This is a genomic window from Streptosporangium sp. NPDC005286 (assembly GCF_040607515.1).
In the GTDB taxonomy this organism is placed as follows: Bacteria; Actinomycetota; Actinomycetes; order Streptosporangiales; family Streptosporangiaceae; genus Streptosporangium.
Genome location: NZ_JBEXGU010000083.1, coordinates 1 through 21,969, shown reverse-complemented (window position 1 = coordinate 21,969; position 21,969 = coordinate 1). Strand labels below are relative to the sequence as shown.

General features: G+C 69.4%; 17 protein-coding genes and 1 tRNA gene. 14 read left to right on the top strand and 4 right to left on the bottom strand.

Features of this window, described 5'->3' with window-relative positions; all coding sequences use genetic code 11:
* The first annotated feature begins 460 nt into the window (after positions 1-460).
* The 6 genes from ABZU75_RS26775 (at position 461) to ABZU75_RS26750 (ending at position 8,794) form a co-directional block, all read left to right on the top strand.
* On the top strand, positions 461-1,588 hold the full coding sequence (locus tag ABZU75_RS26775) for a GNAT family N-acetyltransferase (protein WP_355559621.1): 1,128 nt from the start codon (positions 461-463) through the stop codon (positions 1,586-1,588).
* 153 nt (positions 1,589-1,741) lie between these two features.
* Positions 1,742-2,572 carry a glycosyltransferase family 2 protein gene (locus ABZU75_RS26770; protein WP_355559619.1) on the top strand — a complete coding sequence of 277 codons (831 nt, stop codon included), beginning with the start codon at positions 1,742-1,744 and terminating at the stop codon, positions 2,570-2,572.
* A 2-nt stretch (positions 2,573-2,574) separates the two neighbouring features.
* Complete coding sequence (locus ABZU75_RS26765) at positions 2,575-3,516, top strand: glycosyltransferase family 2 protein (RefSeq protein WP_355559616.1); 942 nt, start codon at positions 2,575-2,577, stop codon at positions 3,514-3,516.
* Entirely contained in the window at positions 3,513-4,316 is an 804-nt protein-coding gene (locus ABZU75_RS26760) for a polysaccharide deacetylase family protein (protein ID WP_355559613.1), read from the top strand. The genes ABZU75_RS26765 and ABZU75_RS26760 overlap by 4 nt, the downstream gene beginning before the upstream one ends.
* 264 nt (positions 4,317-4,580) lie before the next feature.
* Positions 4,581-7,481 (top strand): hypothetical protein, encoded by a 2,901-nt coding sequence (locus ABZU75_RS26755; RefSeq protein WP_355559611.1) that lies wholly within the window; start codon positions 4,581-4,583, stop codon positions 7,479-7,481.
* Between the two features lie 95 nt (positions 7,482-7,576).
* Positions 7,577-8,794 (top strand): DUF418 domain-containing protein, encoded by a 1,218-nt coding sequence (locus tag ABZU75_RS26750; RefSeq protein ID WP_355559608.1) that lies wholly within the window; start codon positions 7,577-7,579, stop codon positions 8,792-8,794.
* An 11-nt stretch (positions 8,795-8,805) separates the two neighbouring features.
* On the opposite strand, the gene ABZU75_RS26745 is transcribed toward ABZU75_RS26750, so the two are convergent.
* On the bottom strand, positions 8,806-10,125 hold the full coding sequence (locus ABZU75_RS26745) for a xylan 1,4-beta-xylosidase (protein WP_355559605.1): 1,320 nt from the start codon (positions 10,123-10,125) through the stop codon (positions 8,806-8,808).
* Positions 10,126-10,419: 294 nt separating this feature from the next.
* Positions 10,420-11,445: a phosphotransferase family protein gene (locus ABZU75_RS26740; protein WP_355559602.1), complete on the bottom strand. Its 1,026-nt coding sequence runs from the start codon at positions 11,443-11,445 to the stop codon at positions 10,420-10,422.
* A 198-nt stretch (positions 11,446-11,643) separates the two neighbouring features.
* On the opposite strand from ABZU75_RS26740, the gene ABZU75_RS26735 reads away from it, so the two are divergent.
* Complete coding sequence (locus ABZU75_RS26735) at positions 11,644-12,729, top strand: GNAT family N-acetyltransferase (protein ID WP_355559600.1); 1,086 nt, start codon at positions 11,644-11,646, stop codon at positions 12,727-12,729.
* Between the two features lie 34 nt (positions 12,730-12,763).
* Here the strand turns inward: ABZU75_RS26735 and ABZU75_RS26730 are convergent, their stop codons facing one another.
* On the bottom strand, positions 12,764-14,158 hold the full coding sequence (locus tag ABZU75_RS26730; RefSeq protein ID WP_355559597.1) for a PLP-dependent aminotransferase family protein: 1,395 nt from the start codon (positions 14,156-14,158) through the stop codon (positions 12,764-12,766).
* A 67-nt stretch (positions 14,159-14,225) separates the two neighbouring features.
* Between ABZU75_RS26730 and ABZU75_RS26725 the strand changes: the two genes are divergently transcribed.
* The 7 genes from ABZU75_RS26725 (at position 14,226) to ABZU75_RS26695 (ending at position 20,495) form a co-directional block, all read left to right on the top strand.
* Entirely contained in the window at positions 14,226-14,870 is a 645-nt protein-coding gene (locus ABZU75_RS26725) for a pyridoxamine 5'-phosphate oxidase family protein (RefSeq protein WP_355559594.1), read from the top strand.
* 180 nt (positions 14,871-15,050) lie between these two features.
* Entirely contained in the window at positions 15,051-16,727 is a 1,677-nt protein-coding gene (locus ABZU75_RS26720) for a protein kinase (RefSeq protein WP_355559591.1), read from the top strand.
* A gap of 19 nt (positions 16,728-16,746) precedes the next feature.
* Entirely contained in the window at positions 16,747-18,165 is a 1,419-nt protein-coding gene (locus ABZU75_RS26715) for a hypothetical protein (protein WP_355559588.1), read from the top strand.
* Between the two features lie 55 nt (positions 18,166-18,220).
* Positions 18,221-19,312 (top strand): DUF2510 domain-containing protein, encoded by a 1,092-nt coding sequence (locus tag ABZU75_RS26710; RefSeq protein ID WP_355559585.1) that lies wholly within the window; start codon positions 18,221-18,223, stop codon positions 19,310-19,312.
* Between the two features lie 21 nt (positions 19,313-19,333).
* Positions 19,334-19,936 (top strand): oligoribonuclease, encoded by a 603-nt coding sequence (gene orn / locus ABZU75_RS26705; protein WP_355559582.1) that lies wholly within the window; start codon positions 19,334-19,336, stop codon positions 19,934-19,936.
* A gap of 76 nt (positions 19,937-20,012) precedes the next feature.
* Positions 20,013-20,088 (top strand) — tRNA-His (locus tag ABZU75_RS26700).
* A gap of 152 nt (positions 20,089-20,240) precedes the next feature.
* The gene (locus ABZU75_RS26695; protein WP_350921141.1) at positions 20,241-20,495 is read left to right on the top strand and encodes a LuxR C-terminal-related transcriptional regulator; all 255 of its coding nucleotides are present in this window, start codon (positions 20,241-20,243) and stop codon (positions 20,493-20,495) included.
* Here ABZU75_RS26695 and lat read toward each other — a convergent pair.
* On the bottom strand, positions 20,437-21,843 hold the full coding sequence (gene lat / locus ABZU75_RS26690; RefSeq protein ID WP_355559578.1) for an L-lysine 6-transaminase: 1,407 nt from the start codon (positions 21,841-21,843) through the stop codon (positions 20,437-20,439). The genes ABZU75_RS26695 and lat overlap by 59 nt on opposite strands.
* Positions 21,844-21,969: the final 126 nt, after the last annotated feature.

Below are 21,969 nucleotides of genomic sequence, written 5' to 3'. Positions count from 1 at the left end.
TGGTGCCGAGCGTCGGCATTGACGTCCATGCTGAGTGATTGATCACATGAAGGCGCGATCAGTCACGTCATTACCAACCGGGAGTTTCGGAGATGTCGATCAACCGCAGAGTGCTCAAATGGGCGCTCACCTTCGCATGTGTCGCGGGGGCCGTGATCGCCTTGGTGGACATCGACACCCCGTTACGCCTGGTTCTCACCCCCCTGTTCCTGTTGGCGGTCCCAGGCATCGCAGTGGTAGGACTGTTGCGTGATCGTGACCCTCTTGCGGCACTATCAGTGGGGGCAGCGGCAAGCCTGGTTGTGAACGTTCTCTTGGCCGCTGCCATGCTCACTTTTGACGCGTGGTCGCCTCGTGCCGGAGTTGCGACGATCGCGGTGCTCGGCGGTTTCATATACGTACTACGTGTGTTGTATCGGGGGAGCGGGAGCTTGCAGACCGAACAGGGGGTCAGGTCAAGGTGAACATCGTCATCGTTCGCCCGGGAGACCTCGGGGAGTCCGAGATCTCACGATGGCGGGAGTTACAGGTAGCGGACCCGTCGCTGGACAACCCCTTCCTCTCCGTGGAGTTCGCGCTCGCCATGGGGCGCCTGCGTGACTACGTCCGCGTCGCGGTCATCCAGGACGACGGCAAGATCGTGGGATTCTTCCCCTACGAACGGCACAGCTTCGGGATCGGCAAGCCGCTCGGCGGCTTCCTGACCACCTGCCACGGACTGATCTCGGTTCCCGGGCTCGACCTGGATGTCCGTACCCTGCTGCGCGCCTGCAAGCTCTCGGTCTTCGACTTCGACCATCTGGTCCCCGGCCAGCCGACGTTCGCGGCGTACGAGTCCGACGTGCGACCGGCGCCGGTGATGGACCTCAGCGTGGGTTTCGAGGCCTACATCGAGCAGGTGAAGGCCAACTCGCCGAAGAACCTCAAGACCGTCCGCTACAAGGAGCGCAAGCTCGGCCGCGAGCAGGGCGAGATCCGCTTCGAGTGGGACTCGTCCGACCTCGGCACGCTCCGCACGCTCACCAACTGGAAGTCCGACCAGTACCGCAGGACGGGCCGCGTCGACCGCTTCGCCCAGCCGTGGATCGTCCAGTTGCTCGACGAGATGCACGCCGAGAAGTCCGAGAGTTTCGCGGGTGTCCTGACCATGGTCTACGCCGGAGACAGGCCCGTCGCCGGGCACTTCGGCCTCCGTACCGCGACGACCCTGGTGGGCTGGTTTCCCGCCTACGACACCGAGTTCGCGCGCTACTCCCCCGGCATCATGCACCACCTGCACATGGCCGAGCACGCCGCCGGCTCAGGGCTGCGGCAGGTCGACATGGGCAAGGGTGGGCGCGAGTACAAGAGCTGGCTGAAGAGCGGTGACCTCTTCGTCGCGGAAGGCCGCGTCTCGCGTCCCTCCCCCGCGGCCGCCGTCCACTGGATCGGCCGTACCCCGGTCAACAAAGCACGAACGATCGTTACGGATCGCCCGCATTTGTACAGGCTTGCTGACCGTGTGCTGAAGGGGTTCGGCCGTATGCGCTCCCCCGCGCAGAACCAATCAGGCACTCCGGTCGTCAAGGAACCATGGGGAGTGGGTTAGACCGCTCCCGTCATCGCACCCCATTCGCCAGGACCCTCGCATGCATCCCTCATCGCATTCGCCATTTCCCCCGATCGTTTCGATCGTCTATGGCCCCGGGTCCGTCCGCCAGTCGCCCCTGACGACAGACCGCCCGGAAGGACATCCGTCATCATGAGTCCCGAAGTCGCCAAGCACTACAACAACAAGCCGCCCTTGAGGGCGGTGCCGCCCATCGAGCGGTTCACCCCCATCACCCCCAACATGGCGATCTCCCCGACTGTCAGCGTCGTCGTACCGGCCATGAACGAGGCGGAGAACCTTCCGCACGTCTTCGCGACGCTGCCGCAGTGGATCGACGAGATCGTCCTGGTGGACGGCAACTCGGTGGACGACACCGTCGCCGTGGCCAGGAAGCTGCGCCCCAACATCCGCGTGGTCCACCAGACCGGCAAGGGCAAGGGGAACGCGCTCTCGGCCGGATTCGCCGCCTGCACCGGCGACATCATCGTGATGATCGACGCCGACGGGTCCACGGACGGCCGCGAGATCATCCAGTTCGTGGGCGCGCTGGTCACCGGGGCCGACTTCGTCAAGGGCTCGCGCTACGCGTCCGGCGGCGGCAGCGACGACCTGACGTTCATCCGCAAGTTCGGCAACAAGACGCTGACCGCGCTGGTCAACAGGATGTACGGCACCAGCTACAGCGACCTGTGCTACGGCTACAACGCCTTCTGGGCCCGCCACCTGGACGTGCTCAACCTCGACTGCGACGGCTTCGAGATCGAGACCCTGATGAACGTCCGCGCCGCCAAGGCCGGGCTAAAGGTTCACGAGGTGCCCAGCCACGAGCGCTGCCGCATCCACGGCGAGAGCAACCTGCATGCCGTCCGCGACGGCATCCGGGTGTTGAAGACCATCATCCGCGAGTGGCGGAGCAACCCGGCTCCCGTGGTGCACGAGCCGGCCACCACCTCCCGCGCGGCGGACCAGGGCGCCGCGTAGCCATGAGAAGCAGTGTCGTCATCTGCGTCTACACCGAGGAACGCTGGGAGGACATCCGAGCAGCCGTCGAGTCGGTCGAGAACCAGAGCCGCCGGCCGCACGAGATCATCCTGGTCGTCGACTACAACCCGGACCTCCATCTGAGGCTGAAGAAGGAGTACCCCGGCGTCGTCGTGGTGGAGAACGCTCAGGAGAAGGGGCTGTCCGGTGGCAAGAACACCGGCGCGGCGACCGCCTCCGGCGACATCGTGGCATACCTGGACGACGACGCCGTCGCGGAGCCTGGTTGGCTGGAAGCGCTGGAGGAGGGCTTCCAGGACCCGACCATCGTGGGGGTGGGCGGGCTGACCAGGCCGCTGTGGGGCACCGGGCACCGGCCCGGCTGGTATCCCTACGAGTTCGACTGGACCGTGGGCTGCAGCTATCGCGGCATGCCCACGCAGCGGGCGCGGATCCGCAACGTCATGGGCGGCAACGCGGCCTTCCGCAGGGGGGCCGTGCAGGAGGTCGGTGGGTTCCACACCGGCATCGGCCGCAGCGTGCAGGGGCGCAAGCCACGCCCGCTGGGCTGTGAGGAGACCGAGTTCTGCATCCGGCTCTCGCAACGGATGCCCGGTTCGGGGATGCTGTTCGAACCCGCCGCGGTGATCGGCCACAAGGTGCCGGCCGCCCGCGCCACCTTCGCCTACTTCCGCTCGCGGTGTTACGCGGAGGGCCTGTCCAAGGCGCTGGTCACCCAGAGTGTGGGGGCGGGCGACGGGCTGTCGAGCGAGCGGGCGCACGCGATGAAGGCGCTGCCGCTGGGCGCGTTGCGCGGGATCGGCGAGGCGCTGCGGGGTGATCTGTCCGGTCTCGGCAGGGCCGGCGCGATCGTCGTCGGCCTCGCCTGGACCACCTGGGGTTACGTCATCGGTTCCCTTCGACTGAAGCGGGTGCGTTCATGATCCGCGTACCGATCCTGATGTACCACTCGGTTTCCGACCGGCCCAACGCCGAGACGAAGCCGCTGGCGGTACGGCCCTCTGCCTTCGCCGAGCAACTGGCCTACCTGAAGGAGAACCGGTTCACGCCGCTGACGGTGGCCGACCTGGTCGCCTCGCTGCACAAGAACAACGGCCGCTCCATCCCGGAGCGGCCGGTGGTGGTGACCTTCGACGACGGGTACGCCGACTTCCACAGCGAGGCGCTGCCCCTGCTCGAGCGCTACGACTTCCCCGCGACCGTCTTCCTGACCAGCGGGTGGGTCAGCGACGCGGGCAAGGACGCGGCGGGCAGGCCGCTGGACACGATGCTGTCGTGGAGCCAGGCGCGCGAGGCCGCCTCGTGCGGCATCGAGATCGGCGGGCACAGCCACAGCCATCCTCAGCTCGACCAGCTTCCGGACGACGAGCTCCGTCAGGAGCTGCGGCGCAACAAGTCCCTGCTCGAAGACAAGATCGGCTCCCTGGTCTCGACGATGGCCTACCCGTACGGCTACTCCAGCGTGCGGGTGCGGCGCGAGGTCAGGCGGGCCGGTTACTGGGCGGCCTGCGCGGTGAACAACGCCATAGCCGCCGACCGGCACGACGTGCTCGCGCTACCGCGCCTGACCGTCGCCGAGGGCACGTCGATGAGAATGTTCAGCCGGGCCGTCGAGGGAAACCAGGTCCCGCTGATCTACATGAGAGAACGGATGCTGACGAAGGGTTACGCCGTCGTCAGACGTACGAGATACGGCCTGCGCCGGGTGCGCGGCCAGGTGTGAGCGGCCGGTCCGCACCCGGGAGAGGCGTGGCCCGCGGGCTGGCGCCCTCCCGGGTGCGCCCACCCCTCTCCGCCCTCGTCTTCGCTTCCCCGAGGGAGCGAAGGCGGCGGGACAGGTGCCACCGGGCGGGAATTCGGTCGCGGTATTGCTCTTCAACGGTCTACGCAAAGCAGTCGAACATGGCGTAACTTCGTGTTCGCTCGTCGCACCTCGGTCCGCGTAGCCGCCATGATGTTAGACGTGAGGCAACGGGCAGGTAATGACGTGACGACGACACCGGCGGCGGAGACTGCCGAGGTCGGGGAGACCGATCCCACCCAGCCCGCGCCCTCGGACGGAGCGCGGGCCGGGTCCGGCGGCGAGCCCGTCGGCACGGCGCCCTCCGAGGCTCCGGAGGAGGCGCCCGACCGTGAGGTTCCCGATCACGCCGCACCGGGTGACAGCCGTGACGGCGAGGTTCCGAAGGGCGGGGTTTCCGGCGGCGAGGCCACCAAAGGTCCTCCTGACAGCGGCGACGGTGCATCGGACGACGCCGATGACGCCGACGACACGCCGGGTACGTCACCGGAGGTGATCTCCGACCGGGCTCCCGGCGAGGCTCCGGATACCTCCGACGGCGACGACTCGGAGGTCACCGCCGTCATCCGGCTGCCCGCACGCCCGATCTCACCGCCCACGGCGGACGCTCCCGAGGCCGAGGACGCCTCCGGCAGCGAGATCGACACCACGACGGAGATGCGTCTGCCCTCGGCACCGCTCCGCCCGACGCCGAAACCCGCGGAGCCGAAACCTGCGGAGCCGGAGCCCACGGAGGCGGAGCCCGCGGAACCGGAACTCGCGGGACCGGTGACCGCGGAAGGCGGAACACCGGAGCGGAGACCGCGGGAAAGGGCCGTCACGACGTCCAGCCCGCTTCCAGGGACCCCTGAGCCCGCTTCGGAGGCCACGGCTCCAGCGGACCGTCGGGAGCCGCAGAGCGCGCCGCGGAGCCCGGGGAAGGCGGCTCCTGCCGCCGCCAGGCCGTCGCGAATGACGAGCGTGATGCAGTCGGCCGCGGTGTGGCTGCCACCGTTGCTCACGGTCGAAGGCCTGATCATGTACGTGCTGGCCCTGCGCGTGAAGCCGGGCCCGCTGCGGGGCGTCGACGTGACCAAGATCGACGCCTTGGGCCTGATCTCGGCCATGCCACTGACCGCGTTCGCCGCGATCCTGCTGATGCTCGTCGCGTTCTTCGTCACGATCGCGCAGAACACCGACCGCAAGTTCCTGCTGCTCTTCCAGATCGCGGCGATCACCTTCGCCCTGCACGGGGCGTCGGCCCTGATCTCGGACGAGGCCAGGTTCCCCACGGCCTACGTGCACGCCGGCTTCGTGGAGTACATCAACCGCACCGGCGAGTCGTCCGCGATCCTCGACGCCCGCCTCGCCTGGCCCGGGTTCTTCGCGCTGGTGGCGTTCGTCACGAAGGCCGCCGGGGTCACCGACCTGGCGACGATCATGCGGTGGACGCCGCTGCTGTCGAACCTGCTGTACCTGCTGCCGTTCGTGCTGATCCTGCGCCAGGTGGTCGCCACCACCCGGGCCCGCTGGTTCGCCGCCCTGCTGTTCGTCATCGTCCAGTGGATCGGCCAGGACTACTTCTCCTCCCAGGGCTTCACATACGCGATCTACCTGGCCTTCGTGGCGATCGTGCTGCGCTGGTTCGGCAAGGTCGAGCCCCGCGACAAACCGATGCCGGCCAAGGGGCGCGTCCGGCGGCTGCTGGCCCGCCTGGACGGGCTGACCCCCGGCGAGCTGCCCCACTCGACCGGCGCCTACGACCGGGTGATCATGCTGATCGTGCTGATCGGCCTGTTCGGCACCGCGACCGCCTCGCACCAGATCACGCCGTTCATGATGCTCGGCGCGCTGACCGGCCTGCTGCTGCTCCGGCGCACCTCGCTCAGCTGGGCGCTGCCGTTCTTCCTCGGCCTGATCGTGCTGTCGTGGATCAGCTACCAGACCGTCACCTTCTGGAGCGGGCACATCGACCAGCTCTTCGGCGGGCTGGGCCGGATCCTGCAGAACCTGCAGAGCAACACCGGCGACCGGATCGACGGCAGCGACCCCAGGCACGCCCTCGTCCTGATGGCCCGCCTCGGCATCTGCGGCGTCATCCTGACACTGGCCGCCATCGGCCTGCTGCGCCGCGTGCGGCGCGGTGTCGGCGACCGCGCGGCGCTGCTTCTGCTCTGCATCCCGGTGCTGGCGCTCGGGCTGCAGAACTACGGCGGTGAGATCGGCCTGCGGATCTACCTGTTCGCACTGCCCGGCGCCTGCATCCTGGCCGCCTATGCCTTCTTCCCGAACCTTCCCGCCGGCACGGAGGACGCGCCGGAGGAGACGGTGCCGATCCGCAGGCGCAACATCCGGTTCAACCCGGAGCTGACGCGCCGGATCTCGCTGCTGCTGGCCGCCGGATGCGCCATGGCCCTGGCGATGGTCTTCCTGGTCGCCCGGTACGGCAACGAGCAGTTCGAGCGGGTCTCGGAGAGCGAGGTCGCGGCGATGCACTACATCTACGACCATGACGAACCCAGTGCCCGCGTCCTCTTCCTCACCCCGCTGCTCGGCCCGGAGGTCACGCCCATCATGCCGTGGGGCGAACGGGACTTCGACAAGATCTCCTACGAGCAGGTGCTGGTGCACAAGGATCCGGCCCGGCTCTCCTCGGTGCTCGACAAACTCCGCGCGTCCCCGCCCAACACCTACCTGGTGGCGACCCGCGCGCAGGCCGGATACCTGCAGCTCAACCACGGCTTCCCGAACGACTGGACCCCCAGGTTCCGCGCCGCGCTGGATGCCCACAAGGATCTCAAGCGGGTGTTCAACGGCGAGGACGCCGCCGTCTACACGCTCAAGTCCTTCCCCGAGGGCACCGAGATCCCCGAGCGCGGGGTACCGCTCGGTGGCAGCGACCCGACCTCGCCGTGGACACCGGTCGGCCTGGCCGCGCTGGGTGTGACCTGGATCGCGTTGTTCGTCTACGAGGTGTTCCGCCTGGGCGGCCGCGAGAGTGGGAGGCGGGCCAGGAGACGCATCCTGTTCGTCGCGGTGCCCGCGTTCGTGCTGGCCCTCGCGGTGATCGCGGAGCGCTTCATCGTCATCGGCTACCAACTTCAATAAAGGACAAAGTCGCTTGGCCGACGGCCTCCCCGCGCCATACTGAGCACCGTTTGCCGGGAGACGCCTGTCTCAGAGCCTGGTCGAAGGACGGTTGGATGTTCACAGGGGAACCCCGTGGTCGGACGGGGACCTCCACCCAGGGCACGGGACGGCGGATCGCGGCGGTCGACGCGCTGCGCGGTTTCGCGCTGCTGGGCATCGTGGTGGTCAACATCACCTACCTCGCCTCCGGATACCGGATGGCGGGGCTGGCGGCGCCGTCGTTCTCCGCGCCGCTCGACTGGGAGGTGCGCTGGGTCGTCTCGTTGTTCTTCGAGAACAAGTTCTATCTGCTCTTCGCCTTCCTGTTCGGCTACAGCTTCACCCTCCAGCTCGACTCGGCCCACGCCTCCGCGGCGGCGTTCGTCCCCAGGTTCCTGCGCCGCCTGGGCGGGCTGTTCCTGCTCGGCCTCGCCCACGGCATCCTGCTGTTCCCCGGTGACATCCTGGCCACCTACGCGGTGGTGGGGCTGGTCCTGCTGGCGGTGCGGCGGATCACCCCGCGCACCGCGATGATCTCCGCGATCGCGCTGACCGTGGCGCTGGCGGTGGGGATGCTGCTGCTGGCCTTACTGGCGACGCTGGGCGCCGACGCATCGAGGGCGGTCTCCGAGAACGCCGCCCAGGCCGCCATGTCCGACCGCGCCCTGCACGGCTCCGCATCCATGATCATCAACGAGCACCTGCACAAACTGGCCAGGATCTTCGTGCTGCGGGTCTTCTTCCAGGGGCCCACCGTGCTCGCCGCCTGCCTGGTCGGGCTGGCACTGGGCAAGATGCGCCTGCTGGGTGACCTGTCCGGGCACACCGTGACGCTGCGGCGGCTGCAGTGGGCGGGTTTCACCGTCGGCCTCGCCGGGGCCGTGGTCTACACGCACGCGACCTGGTCGGACGGCGGGCACGCGTACCACATGGTCGGCCAGTCGGTGAACCTGGTCACCGCGCCGCTGCTGGCCGCGGCCTACGCCGCCACCCTGCTGCGTCTGCTTCCCTCGGCACCTCGCCTGGCCGGGACGCTCGCGCCTCCCGGCAGGCTGGCACTGACGAACTATCTGGGGCAGTCGCTGATCAGCTCACTGATCTTCACCGGCTACGGGATGAGCCTGGTCGACCAGCTCAGCCCGTTCTCCGTGGTGTCGATCGGCATCGCCATCTTCACGGTCCAGGCCGTGTGGAGCCGGTGGTGGCTGAGCCGCCATCAGTACGGGCCCGTGGAATGGCTACTGCGCTGGTTCACCAACTGGCGCAGACCCTCCCGTCCTGAGCGAGCCTAGCCTGCCGAGGCTCACGCGCCGGCGCGCTCGCTCCACCTGACCTCGTACGGCTTCAGCTCGAACTGCTTGCCGTCCACGGTGGTGCTCGCGGCCGCGTCGGTGGTGTTGACCATCACGAGCTGCCGTTCCTGGGCGAGGACCCGCACCTTCTCGTTGGAGGAGGTGACCGTCTCCAGCTTGGTCCCGAGCGGGAACCACTTGGTGAAGCCGCTCAGGATGCCCGCCATGGGCATCTCCGCACCGGTGCTCGGGTGCCACAGGCAGCCCAGGCAGACCTGGTCGTCGCCGGTGGACTTGCGCTGGGGGCTCCAGTAGAGCGAGGTGGTGACGCCGCTGGTGGCGAACTCCATCATCGCCGCGGTCTGCACCGCGATGCGACGCTCCTCGCTCCAGTCCCTGCTGTCCGGCTCGACGTACCACTCGGCCCACCAGACCGGCAGGTCGCCGCTCTTCTGCCGCAGCCAGGTGGTGAGGGCGCCGAACTTGCCCAGGGCGGTGAACTCGTCGGGGTAGGCACCGGCCTCCCTGGTGACCGAGGCTCCGTCGACGACGATGAAGTCGGCGCCCTTCTTCTTCTCGATCCAGTACTCGACCGCCTCCAGGTCACGCTGGATGACGCTCCCCCACGACCCCTTGATCTCCGCCCCCTGTTCGGGAGCGGTGGTGCTGCCGACCGACACGTACGGCCCGCCGACCTTGATGTCCTTGTCGACTGCCTTCAGCGCGTCGTAGACCTTGTTGTAGAGCTCGGTGTAGCCCTCGATGTCCCAGCGGTTCTGGGCGTTGTTCCAGAAACCCTTCAACTCGTTCCAGACCATGAAGTGCTTGACCGTGGGGTAGCGCCTGGCGACCGTCGCGGCGAGCTTCGCGTAGTCGTCGAAGTGCTCGCGCCGGGGCGCCGTCTCCAGTTGCGTCCAGTCGGTCCGGCCGGACGTGCCGCCCTTCATCCAGTCGGGCGAGCAGCAGAGCGTGATGATCGGGATGGCCTGGGACCTGGACATGAACTTGATGCGACGGTCGAGGTCGCGGAAGTCGTTCTTGCCGGGCGCGGGCTCGGGGTTGCCCGCGCCCCAGCCCATGATGTGCTGGTTCTGCAGCATCGGGACCCGGCTGAGCATGTGGGAGGCGGCCTCGGTGACCGCGCCGCTCTCGTTGTCGGCGCTGAACTCGGTGTGGGTGATGCCCCAGCGTGGCCAGTCCTGGACCGCGGGTGGTTCCTCCAGTGTCGGCGCCGCCTGCGTGGGAGGAATTGTCATACGCTGCCCGCGGGGAATGTCCGGTTTGGCGGCGAAGGCGATGATGCCCACCACCAGCACCACCGTTACCGCCATCGCTCCCAGTGCGACCGGCCAGGCCGGGCGCCGTCGCTGGTGCCGTCCGTTAGTCGGTATCACCGATTCCTCAATCCTCGCAGGTCAACGAATGTAGCGTTCCACAGCGACAACGGACGTGACGGTGAGCTGAGCTGCTTCACAGACAAGCGTTACCGGTCGCGTCGCCAGCGTATCCATGGCGACTTGCATGACGGTTGAAAGCCGGAAGTAGTTCCCGTCATACCCCGCTCACCGGGCCGTGCGGCACCCACACCACGGGTCCGAAGGTGGACGGCGACCGCGACCGCGGGTTCAGCCCTCCAGGACCCGCAGCGCCCGGTCGACGAGTGTGGGAACGGCGGCGCCGATGTGCTCGAAGCCCTCACCGACGGTCTTGCCCTGCTTGAACCTGGCGTGGATGCCCTCCACGATGACGGCGAGCTTGTAGTTGCCGAAGGCCAGGTAGAAGTCCAGGTCGGACAGGTCGGCGCCGGAGACCTTGGCATAGTGTGCGGCGAACTCGCGGGCGGTGAGGAAGCCGGGGGCCACGGTGACGCCCGCCGCGACCGGGATCGAGGCGCGCTCGGTGTCGCCGGGGTCCTGCCAGTAGGTGAGGGTGAGGCCGAGGTCCGCCAGGGGGTCGCCGAGCGTGGACATCTCCCAGTCGACGACGGCGAGGATGTCGGGGTCCGGCGAGATTCGCACGAGCGTGTTGTCGAGCCGGTAGTCACCGTGGACCAGTGTCGAGGCCGAGCGGGCGGGCAGGCGCTCGCGCAGCAGGGCCACCAGGCGGTCGTAGGCGGGCAGCTCGCCGGTCTTCGACCGTTCCCACTGCTGTCCCCAGCGCTCCAGCTGGCGGGCCATGTATCCCTCGGGGCGTCCGAAGTCCCCCAGGCCCGCCTTCTCGTAGTCGATCGCGTGGATCGCGGCGAGCACCTCGGCCAGCCGCTCCGACAGTCTCCGGGCCTGCTCGGGGGTGAGATCCCGGGTGTCCTCCTGGCTCCGCACGGCCGCGCCGTCCACGTGCGCCATGAGGTAGAACGGCGCCCCGATCACGTCCTGGTCGTCGCAGAAGGCGACCGGCTCCGGCACCGGGACCGAGGTCGGCGCGAGCGCCGAGATCACCCGCCACTCGCGCCTCATGTCGTGGGCGGTCGGCAGCACGTGGCCCAGCGGCGGCCGGCGCAGCACCAGGCGGCGCCCGGGGGTCTCGACGATGTACGTCAGGTTGGACCTGCCACCGGCGATCAGGGAGACCCCGGTGGGCTCGCCGACGCCGGGGACGTTGGCCGCGATCCATTCGACGAGGCGGGACCAGTCGATGCCAGGGGTGCTCATGGCCCCCATTAGAACGCCACTCGGGTGAGTGGCGCCAGCAGGGACCTCACAATGAGATCCCGAAACGTTGCCTCCCCAACTACGGGGAAATTGCTTCCGTACTTTATCGTTACATTACGTCCCTACCAGCATGCTTGGGCTTTACGGCATCCTGCACAGGATGACGTAAGGGGACCCCGCACATCCCAGTAGGAGCTCATGCGCGTCTCAATCGTTCAGCCCCGTGATCTCGGACCGGTCGACATCGATCGCTGGAGGACTCTCCAGGGTGCCGACGCCGCTTTCGACAGCCCGTTCCTGTCGCCGGAGTTCACAGTCACCGTCGGCGCCCTGCAGGAACGCGTCCGGGTCGCGGTGCTGTACGAAGGACAGGACGTGGTGGGGTTCTTCCCCTTCGAACGCCATCCGATGGGCATCGGCATGCCCGTGGCCGCAGGCCTGACCGACGCGCAGGGGCTGGTCCACGCCAAGGACGTGGAGATCGACGCGCAGCGCCTGATCAGGGCGTGCGGCCTGGCCGTCTACGAGTTCGACCACCTGATCGCCGGGCAGCCGCTGCTCCAGCCGGGGCACAGCAGGCACCCTTCACCGATCATCGATCTCCGTGACGGCTTCGAGTCGTACATCGAGACGATCAAGGTGACCTCCGGCAAGACCTACCGCTCGACGGCGTACAAGAGCCGCAAGCTCCAGCGCGACGCCGGGCCGCTCCGGCACGACTACGCCACCACCGACCTGGCGCCGCTGCGCACGCTGCTCGGCTGGAAGACCGAGCAGTACCGGCGCACCGGCCGCAACGACAGGTTCGCCCGGCCGTGGATCGTGGAGCTGGTCGAACGGTTCCTCGCCACCGACACCGAGCACTTCGGCGGGGTCCTCGACATGGTGTACGTGGACGACCGGCCGGTCGCCGGGCACTTCGGCCTGCGCACCGGCACCACGCTCGCGGGCTGGTTCCCCGCCTACGACACCGCCTTCGCGAAGTACTCCCCCGGCCTGATCCACCACCTGGCCATGGCCGAGAAGGCCGCCGAGGCCGGGATCGGAGTCATCGACATGGGCCGCGGGGAGAAGGAGTACAAGGAGAAGCTGAAGAACGGCGAGTACGAGGTCTCGGAGGGCCGGGTCGCCCGGCTGAGCCCCGGCGCCGGAGTCCACTGGATGCTGCGGGTGCCGGTGCGCAAGGCACGTGGCACGGTCCTGGCCAACCCGCTCCTGCGCACCACCGCCGACCGCGCGCTCAAGACGTACGGCCGCCTGCGAACGTCCCTGCAATCCCCCTGAGCAGGGTTCACGGCGGTGTGGGAACGGTCCTTTCTCACCCGATCAGCTCGGCGACCACCGAGACGCCCCGCCTGACGTCCGCCTGCGACGCGGAGCCGTAGCCGACCACCAGGCCGTGCCGCAGCTGCGGCCCGTGGTAGTGGCGGGTCATCGAGTCGAGCAGCACGCCACGGGCACGGGCGGCCTCGACCAGCGGCGTGACCGCGTGCTCCGCGAGCTCCACCATGACGTGCAGGCCCGCGGTGTCGCCGATGACCCTGGGGCCGAGGATGTCGACGACCACGGCCCGGCGGCGCGCGTACTCCAGCCGCATCCGGCGCAGGTGCCGGTCCAGGTCCCCTCTCTCGCAGAGCACCGCCACCGCCTGCTGGGCCGGGCCGCCGGTGCGGTCGGCCAGGTCGTCCCTGGTCAGGGCGATGGCTTCGATGAGGCTCGGCCGGGCGACCAGCCAGCCGACGCCGATGTCCGGCGTCAGGGCCTTGCTCAGGCTGCCCAGCAGCACCACCCGCTCGGGACCGAGGCCGTGCAGGGCGGGCAGCGGCGCGACGTCGTAGCGGAACTCGGCGTCGTAGTCGTCCTCCACGAGGATCGCACCGGTGCGGCGGGCCCAGGCGAGAAGGCGCTCCCTGCGCGGGATGGGCAGGCGGCCGCCGAGGGGGTACTGGTGGGCCGGAGTGGTGTAGAGGACACGCAGGTCATCCGGGAGGCGGTCGACGACGACCCCGTCCTCGTCGACCGGGCAGGGCACGATCTCCGCTCCCCGCCCGGCGAAGACGTTCCTGGCGACGCGGTAGCCGGGCTCCTCGACGCCGGCCCGGTCACCGGGCCGCAGGAGCGTGGCGGCGACCAGGTCGAGCCCGTTGCCGGTGCCCCGGGTGACCATGATGTTCTCCGGCCCGACGGGGATCGCCCTGGTCCTGCGCAGGTGCTCGGCCAGGGCCGTGCGGAGCCTGGGCAGGCCGCGGGGATCGGGGTCGCTCGCCGGCGGCAGGTCGGCCGCTCCGCGCCAGGCCCTGCGCCAGGCCGCCCGGTCGTAGTCGTGGACCCACGGCCGCCCGGGACGCAGGTCGATCACCCGCCCGCCGTCCCCCGGCGGGGCATCCTGGCCGGGAAGAGCGACGGGAGGTGGCGCGAGGGGGCCGCGAGCGCGCTCGTGCACGGGAGGGACCACCATGTCGGCCACGTAGGTGCCGGAGCCGTGGCGTCCTTCGAGCCAGCCTTCCGCGTACAGCTGCTGGTAGGCCTCGGTGACGACGGTACGGCTGACCGCGAGCTGGCCGGCGAGGGCACGGGTGGAGGGCAGTCGCTCGCCGGAGGCGAGGGCGCCGTCGCGCATGGCGGCCCTGAGGCGGTCACCGAGCTGGACGGCGAGTGCCGTACCGGACTCGCGGTCCACCGAAACGGGCAGGTCGACGGCGAGGCGCGGCAAAGTGGTCTCCTATAAGCGCACGGAAGTGGACATGTTCTCGGTATCCACTTCTCTCTAGGCTAGTGCCATGCTCTCTACGACTCCCCGCACCACCCTCGGCCGCTCGAAGAACAGGGGCCTGACCTCTCGCGAGGATCTGTACGCGGTGCTGGACGCCGGGCTGGTCTGTCATCTGGGCGTCGTGGTCGACGGCTTCCCCATGGTCGTCCCCACCGGTTACGGCCGGATCGGTGACACCCTCTACGTGCACGGTTCCACCGGCGCCACCTCCCTGCGGAACGCGGACGAGGTCTGCGTCACGGTGACCCACCTGGACGGCATCGTGCTGGCCCGCTCGGCCTTCAACCACTCGCTCAACTACCGCTGCGCCATGGTCTACGGCCGTGTCCGCCGGGTGGAGGGCGGCGAGGAGCACCTGGCCGGGCTACGGGCGATCACCGAGCAGCTGGCCCCCGGCCAGTGGGACGCCAGCCGCGCGCCCACCAGGAAGGAACTCTCCGCGACCACAGTGCTCGCCCTCTCCCTCGCCGAGGCATCGGTGAAGGTGCGACAGGGCCCGCCGATCGACGAGGAGGAGGACTACGAGCTGCCGATCTGGGCGGGGGTCCTGCCGCTCCACCAGGTCTGGGGAGCTCCCGAGCCCGATCCCGCGATGACCGGGGACCTGGCCGTCCCCGCGCACATCGCGTCACGAACCATGCCCGTTCGTTAAGTCTCCGCGGCGGGCCGACGCACCACGGGGCGCGCCTGTCCGTGCGAGACCCCGCCGCTCGTACCGATCGATCCTATGGAGTGAGACTGATTCGCGATTGATACGCGAAATGTGTTTCTCTATGGCTAAGCTACGGTCCGTCTGTTATGGGTGGGGGCCCAGACAACTGAGGAGACCGTTATGTACGGCACGCCATCGGCCTGGCGAGTCCCCGGATACACCGAGATCCGCGAACTGGGCAGCGGCGCGGCGGGGCGTGTGGTGATGGCGCGGCACGATGCCGACGGCGTCCTGGTAGCGATCAAGTACCTGTCCGACGAGCTCAGGGGCGACGTCGGCTTCGTGGCGCGCTTCCGGCACGAGGCCAGGGTGCTCAACACCCTGAACAGCCCGCACTCCGTCCGGCTCTACGACTACGTCGAGACCGGCGACGGCGCGGCCATCGTCATGGAGCTGATCAACGGCGTCGCCCTGCGCGCGCTGTTGCGCTCGGAGGGGCCGACCGGCCCGGAGGCGGCGCTGCTCGTGCTCAAGGGCTCGCTCATGGGGCTGGCCGCCGCGCACTCGGCGGGCGTGGTGCACCGCGACTTCAAGCCCGAGAACGTGATGGTGGAGGCGGACGGGAAGAGCAAGCTCGTCGACTTCGGCATCGCGCTCCGCTCCGGCGACGGCGACGCCCCCGCGGGCACCCCACCCTACATGGCCCCCGAGCAGTGGGTGGGCGGACCGGCCGGGCCCTCCACGGACGTCTACGCCGCCACCGTCGTGTTCTTCGAATGCCTGACCGGCACCCGCCCCTTCCGGGCCACGAACATCGCCGCGCTGGCCCGCCAGCACCAGGTCATGCCGCCGCCGGTCGAGGAGGTGCCCCCGGCCCTGCAGGGGCTGGTGGAGCGCGGCCTGGCCAAGCACGCCGCCAACCGGCCGCCGACCGCCTCCGCGTTCCTCACCGAGTTGGAGGCCGTGGCGGCCGACGCCTACGGTCCCGACTGGCAGGAGCGCGGCCGCCGCCGCCTGGCGGGGATCGTCGGGCTGCTGGCCGGGCTGTTCCCGCTGGACGCGCCCGCCCCGGCGGCCGACACCTCGCTGGCCACGACCGAGCTCGGCGGCAAGGGGGGAAGGACCTCCTCGCTCAGCAAGCTGAGCGTCAAGATCCTCATTGGCGTCGGCTGCATCGCGGTGATCGGCGGGCTGACCGCGGTACTGGTCGGATCGGGCGGCACCACGAAGATCCAGCCGCAGAGTTCCACCGTCACGAAGGACCCGACCCCCTCGGACCCGCTGGAGACGGTGCTCCCCGGGGACGACGGCGACGAGCTCGACGAGCCTGACGAGCCCGCGGAGGCGTCGCCGACCGCGGACGCGCCCTCCGCGACACCCACGCCGAGCAGCACCGCCTCGGGCCTCCCGCCCGTGCCGACCACCGCGACGCCCTCCAAGACGCCCAAGGCGTCGGCGACGCCCACCAGGAAGCCGACCGCGCGGCCGACCAGTAAGCCGACCGGGAAGCCGACCGAGTCTCCCTCCCCCGAGGAGGGCTCCACGCTCAACAATCCCGGCAAACCGGATACTCCCGCGACCAGACCGCCGTCCCCGACGGCGACCCCGACCCAGCCGTCGGCCTCCCCCACCCGGACGCGGCCGACGACACGGCCGACCACGCCCTCACCCACCGAGACGACCCCCGAGGGAACCCCGACCGCCACGGAAACCCCTCGGCTCACCAGCTCGCCCCTGCCCCCCGTCGAGACGGCCCCCTCGGCGCTCCTCGCGCTGGGCCTGGTGACAAGCGGTGCCGTGCCGGTCACACTGGCCGTCAAGCGCGGCGTGGCGGGACGGCACAGGAAACGCCGGTAACCAGGGAACGGGCAGAATCATGAACACTGACCGGGGCGGTGGCGCCGGATTCCGGTTGACCGGTCCTACCTGGGCCGGCGACCTGGGAATCTGGTCGTCGGCCGTCGCGGCCGACGGACGGCGGGGAGGCGCGCTCAGGTTCGACCCGCGACTGGTCGCCGATCCCTCGGCCCGCGAGAGGCTGATCGCGGCCGTGGTCGCCGACCGCAGGCTCACGCAGAGCGGCCTGACCGGGCTGGTCCCGATCGCCGACCTCATCACGGCCCAGGACGAGGTCTGGCTGATCACCTCGGAACCGGCGGCACCGACGGTGCGCGACCTGCTGTCCGGAGCCGCTGGATCACCCGGGCCCGACGCGGGCAGCGCGGCCACGGTCCTGATGGAGACGGCGCGGGTGCTGCTGGCCGTCCACTCCTCCGGGCTCATCCACGGTGAGCTTCACCCGGGCACCGTGGTGATCGCCCCGGACGGGTCGGCGCTGCTCGCCGAGCGGGGGCTGCTCGACGCGCTGCTCGGCCGCCCGCCCGCGTCGGAGCGGGACGTGGCCGCCTGGGCGTCACTCGCCCGGGGGCTGGCCGCCACCTGGGCCTCGGCCGACCGGGAAGCCGCGGGGCTGCTGGAACGGGTGGCGGCGACGGCCTCCATCCGGGGGCTCGCCGCCGCGCGCGACGCCCTGCTCGCCGGGCGTGACGTGCTGCCCTCCGGGTTCACCACCCGTGACAGGCTCGCGGAGACCCTGCACCGATGGCCGACGTATGAGGCGCCCGGCCGGGGAGGGCCCCCGCCGCCCGCGCCGGCCGCCCCCGACGAGGGGGAGATCGTCACGCTGCTCCACGTTCCGGGTACCGGCGAGCAGCGAACCCTGGGGGCCGACGAGCACCGGCCCGAGGACGTGGTCCTGCGGTTCGGCCCCGGGGTGCCCGCCGAGACCACGGCCGCCCAGATCTGGCGGGCCGGCCGGGACCAGCAGCAGACCGAGCCGCCCTCCGACAGGCTCAGGGCCGCCGCGGTCCCCCATGCTCGGCGGCGTCGCGGTCGTACGATCCTCTCCTCGACGATCCTCGCGCTGATGGTCGTGGGCGCGCTGGCGCTCTGGCTGTTCCGCGGTTCGTCGACACCGCTTGAGGTGACGAAGGTGGACGTCAGCGCCCCCAGGAAGACCCAGGGCTGCGACACGACGGTGAAGATCGCCGGTGTCCTGCACACCAACGGCGCGGGCGGGGAGGTCAGCTACCAGTGGAAGCGGAGCGACCGCAAGGAGCCGATCGTGCAGACCGACCAGATCTCGTCCGGGGCGACCTCGCACAAGGTGAGCCTGGACTGGACGGTCAAGGGCGAGGGAAGTTTCAAGGGAACCATCACCCTGTCGCTGCTCTCGCCGGCCCCCGAGGGCAAGAAGATCCAGGACAGAGCCACCTTCACCTACAAATGTTCATGAGTGATCCGCAAGGTCCACAATGCAGTACAAAGCCGTTCTTACTACTCTGACGGCCATGACCACGCAGACCCCCTCCGGCTGGTACCCCGATCCCTACGGCTCGCCGCTGTTGCGGTGGTGGGACGGCCACCAGTGGACCGATGCCACCCATCAGACGGATGTCCCCACCGGGCAGGGCATGCCTCAGGGATCGCAGACCGGCCCCTTTTCCTCCCAGCCTCCCCCCACGGGACAGGCGGCGGCGCCCTCGCCGGGAGAGCCCACGGGAACGGGCCCGACCGGCCAGTGGGACCAGCAGACCATGCGGCAGGGACCGGCGGGCACTGGGCAGCCGAACGGCAACACGGCGCAGATGCCCCTCCCGCCGTACGGCGTTCACCCGTCCGGGCCGCCGCCGCGCAAGAGCGGTCCGCTCCCGTGGATCCTCGGCGGTGGCGGCGCGCTGGTCCTGATCGTCGTGATCGTGGTCGCCGCGATGTATCTGATCAACCCCGACAGCAGGAACGAGGCCGGCGGGCCCGTCACGTCCCGTACGCCGCCTCCCTCGGCGAGCCGGGAACCCGGCCGGGAGCCGACCCCCGAGCCGACGCCCTCGCAGAGCCCGCCGCCCCAGCCGGTGGACGGGCGCATCACCGACCCCGTGACCGGCCTGTCCTACCAGATCCCCGAAGGGCCGTGGCAGGTGCCTCCCAGCCCCGGCGGCGGGCTCGGGTTCACCTGGACCAGCGCGGCCATAGCCACCGCCCACGAGAACTTCGACGGCAAGGGCGGCAACTGGGTCGGCAACGTGCTGACCGGTGAGCTTCCCGACCAGTACGGCTACCAGGGTGTCGAGAGCATGCGCTCGGTCGCCGCGACGTTGCTGCAGGTCGTCGAGCCCAACTTCTACAGCCCCCCGCACCGCCGGAAGATCGTCGAGGACAAGGCGGTCAAGGTGAGCGGCAAGGACGCCTGGCTGTTCGTCTTCGACCTGGACTTCTCCGAGCAGTCCGAGGCCAACGGCTGGAAGTGGAAGCGGGAGCGGGCCGCGTTCCTGATCGTCGACCGGGGTGAGGGCAGCCGAGCGGCGCTGGCCTACATCACCGTGCCCGACAATCTCGGCATCTCAACGGTGGACAAGGTGATCAAGTCATTCAAGCTCTCGTAACGGAGTACTACCCTGAAGGCTATGAGTGACCTGCTGGTCTGGATCGACTGTGAGATGACCGGGCTTGACCTTGGCCGTGACGCGCTCGTCGAGGTGGCCTGCGTGGTCACCGACGGTGAGCTGAACCAGCTTGACGAAGGTGTGGACGTGGTCATCAAACCCCCGCCCGAGTCCATCGAGCAGATGTCGGAGGTGGTGCGGGAGATGCACACCGCCTCCGGCCTGCTGGACGCGCTGAGCGAGGGCGTCACGCTGGCCGAGGCCGAGTCCATGGTGCTCGAATACATCAAGGGACACATCAAGGAGCCGAAGAGGGCTCCGCTGTGCGGCAACTCCATCTCCACCGACCGGTCGTTCCTCTCCCGGGACATGGCCGCCGTGGACGCCTTCCTGCACTATCGGATGATCGACGTCTCCTCGGTGAAGGAACTGGCCCGGCGCTGGTACCCACGGGTCTACTTCGCCTCGCCCGAGAAGCAGGGCGGCCACCGCGCGCTGGCCGACATCGTCGAGAGCATCCGGGAGCTGCGCTACTACCGCGCGGCGGTCTTCGTGCCCCAGCCGGGACCCGACTCCGCCACCGCCAGGGAACTGGCCGAGACCGTGTCCGCGCGAAAACCCTGACCGGCTCGCGGGAAACCCGGTACGAAACGACTCCCAAAGACCGCTACACTTTTCATGTGCTGCCACGGCGGCGATGGTGGGCGTAGCTCAGTTGGCAGAGCGCTAGGTTGTGGTCCTAGATGCCGGGGGTTCAAGTCCCCTCGCTCACCCCATGAGAACGGCCGGTCCCTCGGGACCGGTCGTTCTGCATTTCCACTCCCGTTACCCACCAAAAGTGGATATTGCGGGTTATGCTCGCAGCTATCGCTACGCCGTAGGATCGGGGGTTTCGGCGACCTGACCGTGTTGCAACCACGGAGGCCGGATGAGAGTCGACGATGCCACGTTCGACGCGGAACCCACAGTCGTGACGGGCTTGAGCAGGCGCGAGACCGAGGTCATGGAACTGATCGCGACGGGTCGTTCCAACGGGCAGATCGCCCAGCACCTGTTTCTGAGCGAGAAGACCGTGAAGAACCATGTGAACCGGATATACGCCAAGCTGGGGGTCGACTCGCGGGTCACCGCGATCGATCTGTGGCTGGAACGGGCCGCGCGCGAGGACCCTCAGCACTGCTGAACGGCGACACGACGTCTCCGGACCGCTTCGGAGCCGTCGGGCCTGACCGGGCGGGGCGCCTCGGGCGGCGGGAGATCTCCAGGGCGTGGGCGATGGCGGACGTGCCCTCCCCCAGTTCCTCGGAGGCGATCGAGAGCGCCGGGCGCAACCGTACCGAGCGCTCGCCGCAGGGCAGGACCAGCACGCCCTCGTCCTCCCTGAGCGTGGCCACCAACAGGTCGCGCCGCGCGGCGTCCGGCAGGTCGAACGCGCACATCAGGCCGCGCCCCCGGGCGTTCTCCACCAGGCCGGGGAAGCCCGCCTGGATCTCCAGCAGCGCCTTGAGGAGCTCGGCGCCGAGCCTGCCCGCGCGCGGGATCAGGCCGTCGCGCTCCACGATCTCCAGCATCCGGCGGGAGCGGACCATGTCGACCAGCCCTCCGCCCCAGGTCGAGTTGATCCTGCCGCTGATCTGGAACACGTTGTCCGGCACCTCGTCGACCCTGCGGCCCGCCATGATCCCGCCCACCTGGACCTTCTTGCCGAAGGCCACCACATCGGGACTCAGGCCAAGTTGCTGGTACGCCCAGGGGGTGCCCGTGGTCCCGGCGCCGGTCTGCACCTCGTCCAGGACGAGGAGGGCGTCATGCTCGTGGCAGAGCCGTTCCATCGCGAGCAGGAACTCCGCCCGCATGTGGTTGTCGCCGCCCTCCCCCTGGATGGGCTCGGCGATGAAGCAGGCGATGTCGTGGGGATGGCGCTCGAAGGCCGCCCGCGCCGCGGCCAGGGATCTCTCCTCGGCCGCCTCGACGTCGCCGAGGTGGATCGCGGGCACCTCGATCCTGGGCCAGTCGAACTTCGGGAACCGGTCGGTCTTGATCGGGTCGGTGTTGGTCAGCGAGAGCGTGTAGCCGCTGCGCCCGTGGAAGGCGCGGGTGAGGTGGAGCACCTTGCCGCCGAGCTCGGGTGAGCGCCCCCGTGAGGCGTTGAGACGGCTCTTCCAGTCGAAGGCGCACTTCAGCGCGTTCTCCACGGCGAGGGCTCCGCCCTCCACGAAGAACAGGTGCGGCAGCTCGGGGTCACCGAGCACCCTGGCGAATGTGTCGGCGAAGTCGGCGAGGTGGGAGGTGTAGAGGTCGGAGTTGGCGGGCTTGTTCGCGGCGACGTGGCCGAGTAGCGCCAGGAACTCGGGGTCGTCGTCGAACGGGTTCACCCCGAGCGGGGCCGAGGCGAAGAAGCTGTAGAAGTCCAGGTAGCTCCGGCCGGTGTGGGCGTCGACGAGCCGGGAACCTCGGCTCCGTTCGAGGTCCAGCACCAGCCGGTAGCCGTCGACGAGCAGATGACGAGCGAGACGGGCGTGCACGTCCATGTCCCCTCCACGGTGATCCGAAGAGATGATCCCCCGTAATTGACACATCTACACGGAGACATTACGCGCTGGAGGCGGTTCTTATGAAGATTTTTCGGTTTACCGGCCCCCTGGGCATGTATGCCC

Bases quoted from the DNA above. Each gene is read 5' to 3' on its own strand.
- ABZU75_RS26770 (WP_355559619.1), top strand. From the start codon at position 1,742: ATGAGTCCCGAAGTCGCCAAGCACTACAACAACAAGCCGCCCTTGAGG.
- ABZU75_RS26765 (WP_355559616.1), top strand. From the start codon at position 2,575: ATGAGAAGCAGTGTCGTCATCTGCGTCTACACCGAGGAACGCTGGGAG.
- ABZU75_RS26760 (WP_355559613.1), top strand. From the start codon at position 3,513: ATGATCCGCGTACCGATCCTGATGTACCACTCGGTTTCCGACCGGCCC.
- ABZU75_RS26750 (WP_355559608.1), top strand. From the start codon at position 7,577: ATGTTCACAGGGGAACCCCGTGGTCGGACGGGGACCTCCACCCAGGGC.
- ABZU75_RS26745 (WP_355559605.1), bottom strand. From the start codon at position 10,125: ATGGCGGTAACGGTGGTGCTGGTGGTGGGCATCATCGCCTTCGCCGCC.
- ABZU75_RS26740 (WP_355559602.1), bottom strand. From the start codon at position 11,445: ATGAGCACCCCTGGCATCGACTGGTCCCGCCTCGTCGAATGGATCGCG.
- ABZU75_RS26735 (WP_355559600.1), top strand. From the start codon at position 11,644: ATGCGCGTCTCAATCGTTCAGCCCCGTGATCTCGGACCGGTCGACATC.
- ABZU75_RS26725 (WP_355559594.1), top strand. From the start codon at position 14,226: ATGCTCTCTACGACTCCCCGCACCACCCTCGGCCGCTCGAAGAACAGG.
- ABZU75_RS26720 (WP_355559591.1), top strand. From the start codon at position 15,051: ATGTACGGCACGCCATCGGCCTGGCGAGTCCCCGGATACACCGAGATC.
- ABZU75_RS26715 (WP_355559588.1), top strand. From the start codon at position 16,747: ATGAACACTGACCGGGGCGGTGGCGCCGGATTCCGGTTGACCGGTCCT.
- ABZU75_RS26710 (WP_355559585.1), top strand. From the start codon at position 18,221: ATGACCACGCAGACCCCCTCCGGCTGGTACCCCGATCCCTACGGCTCG.
- orn (WP_355559582.1), top strand. From the start codon at position 19,334: ATGAGTGACCTGCTGGTCTGGATCGACTGTGAGATGACCGGGCTTGAC.
- ABZU75_RS26695 (WP_350921141.1), top strand. From the start codon at position 20,241: ATGAGAGTCGACGATGCCACGTTCGACGCGGAACCCACAGTCGTGACG.
- lat (WP_355559578.1), bottom strand. From the start codon at position 21,843: ATGGACGTGCACGCCCGTCTCGCTCGTCATCTGCTCGTCGACGGCTAC.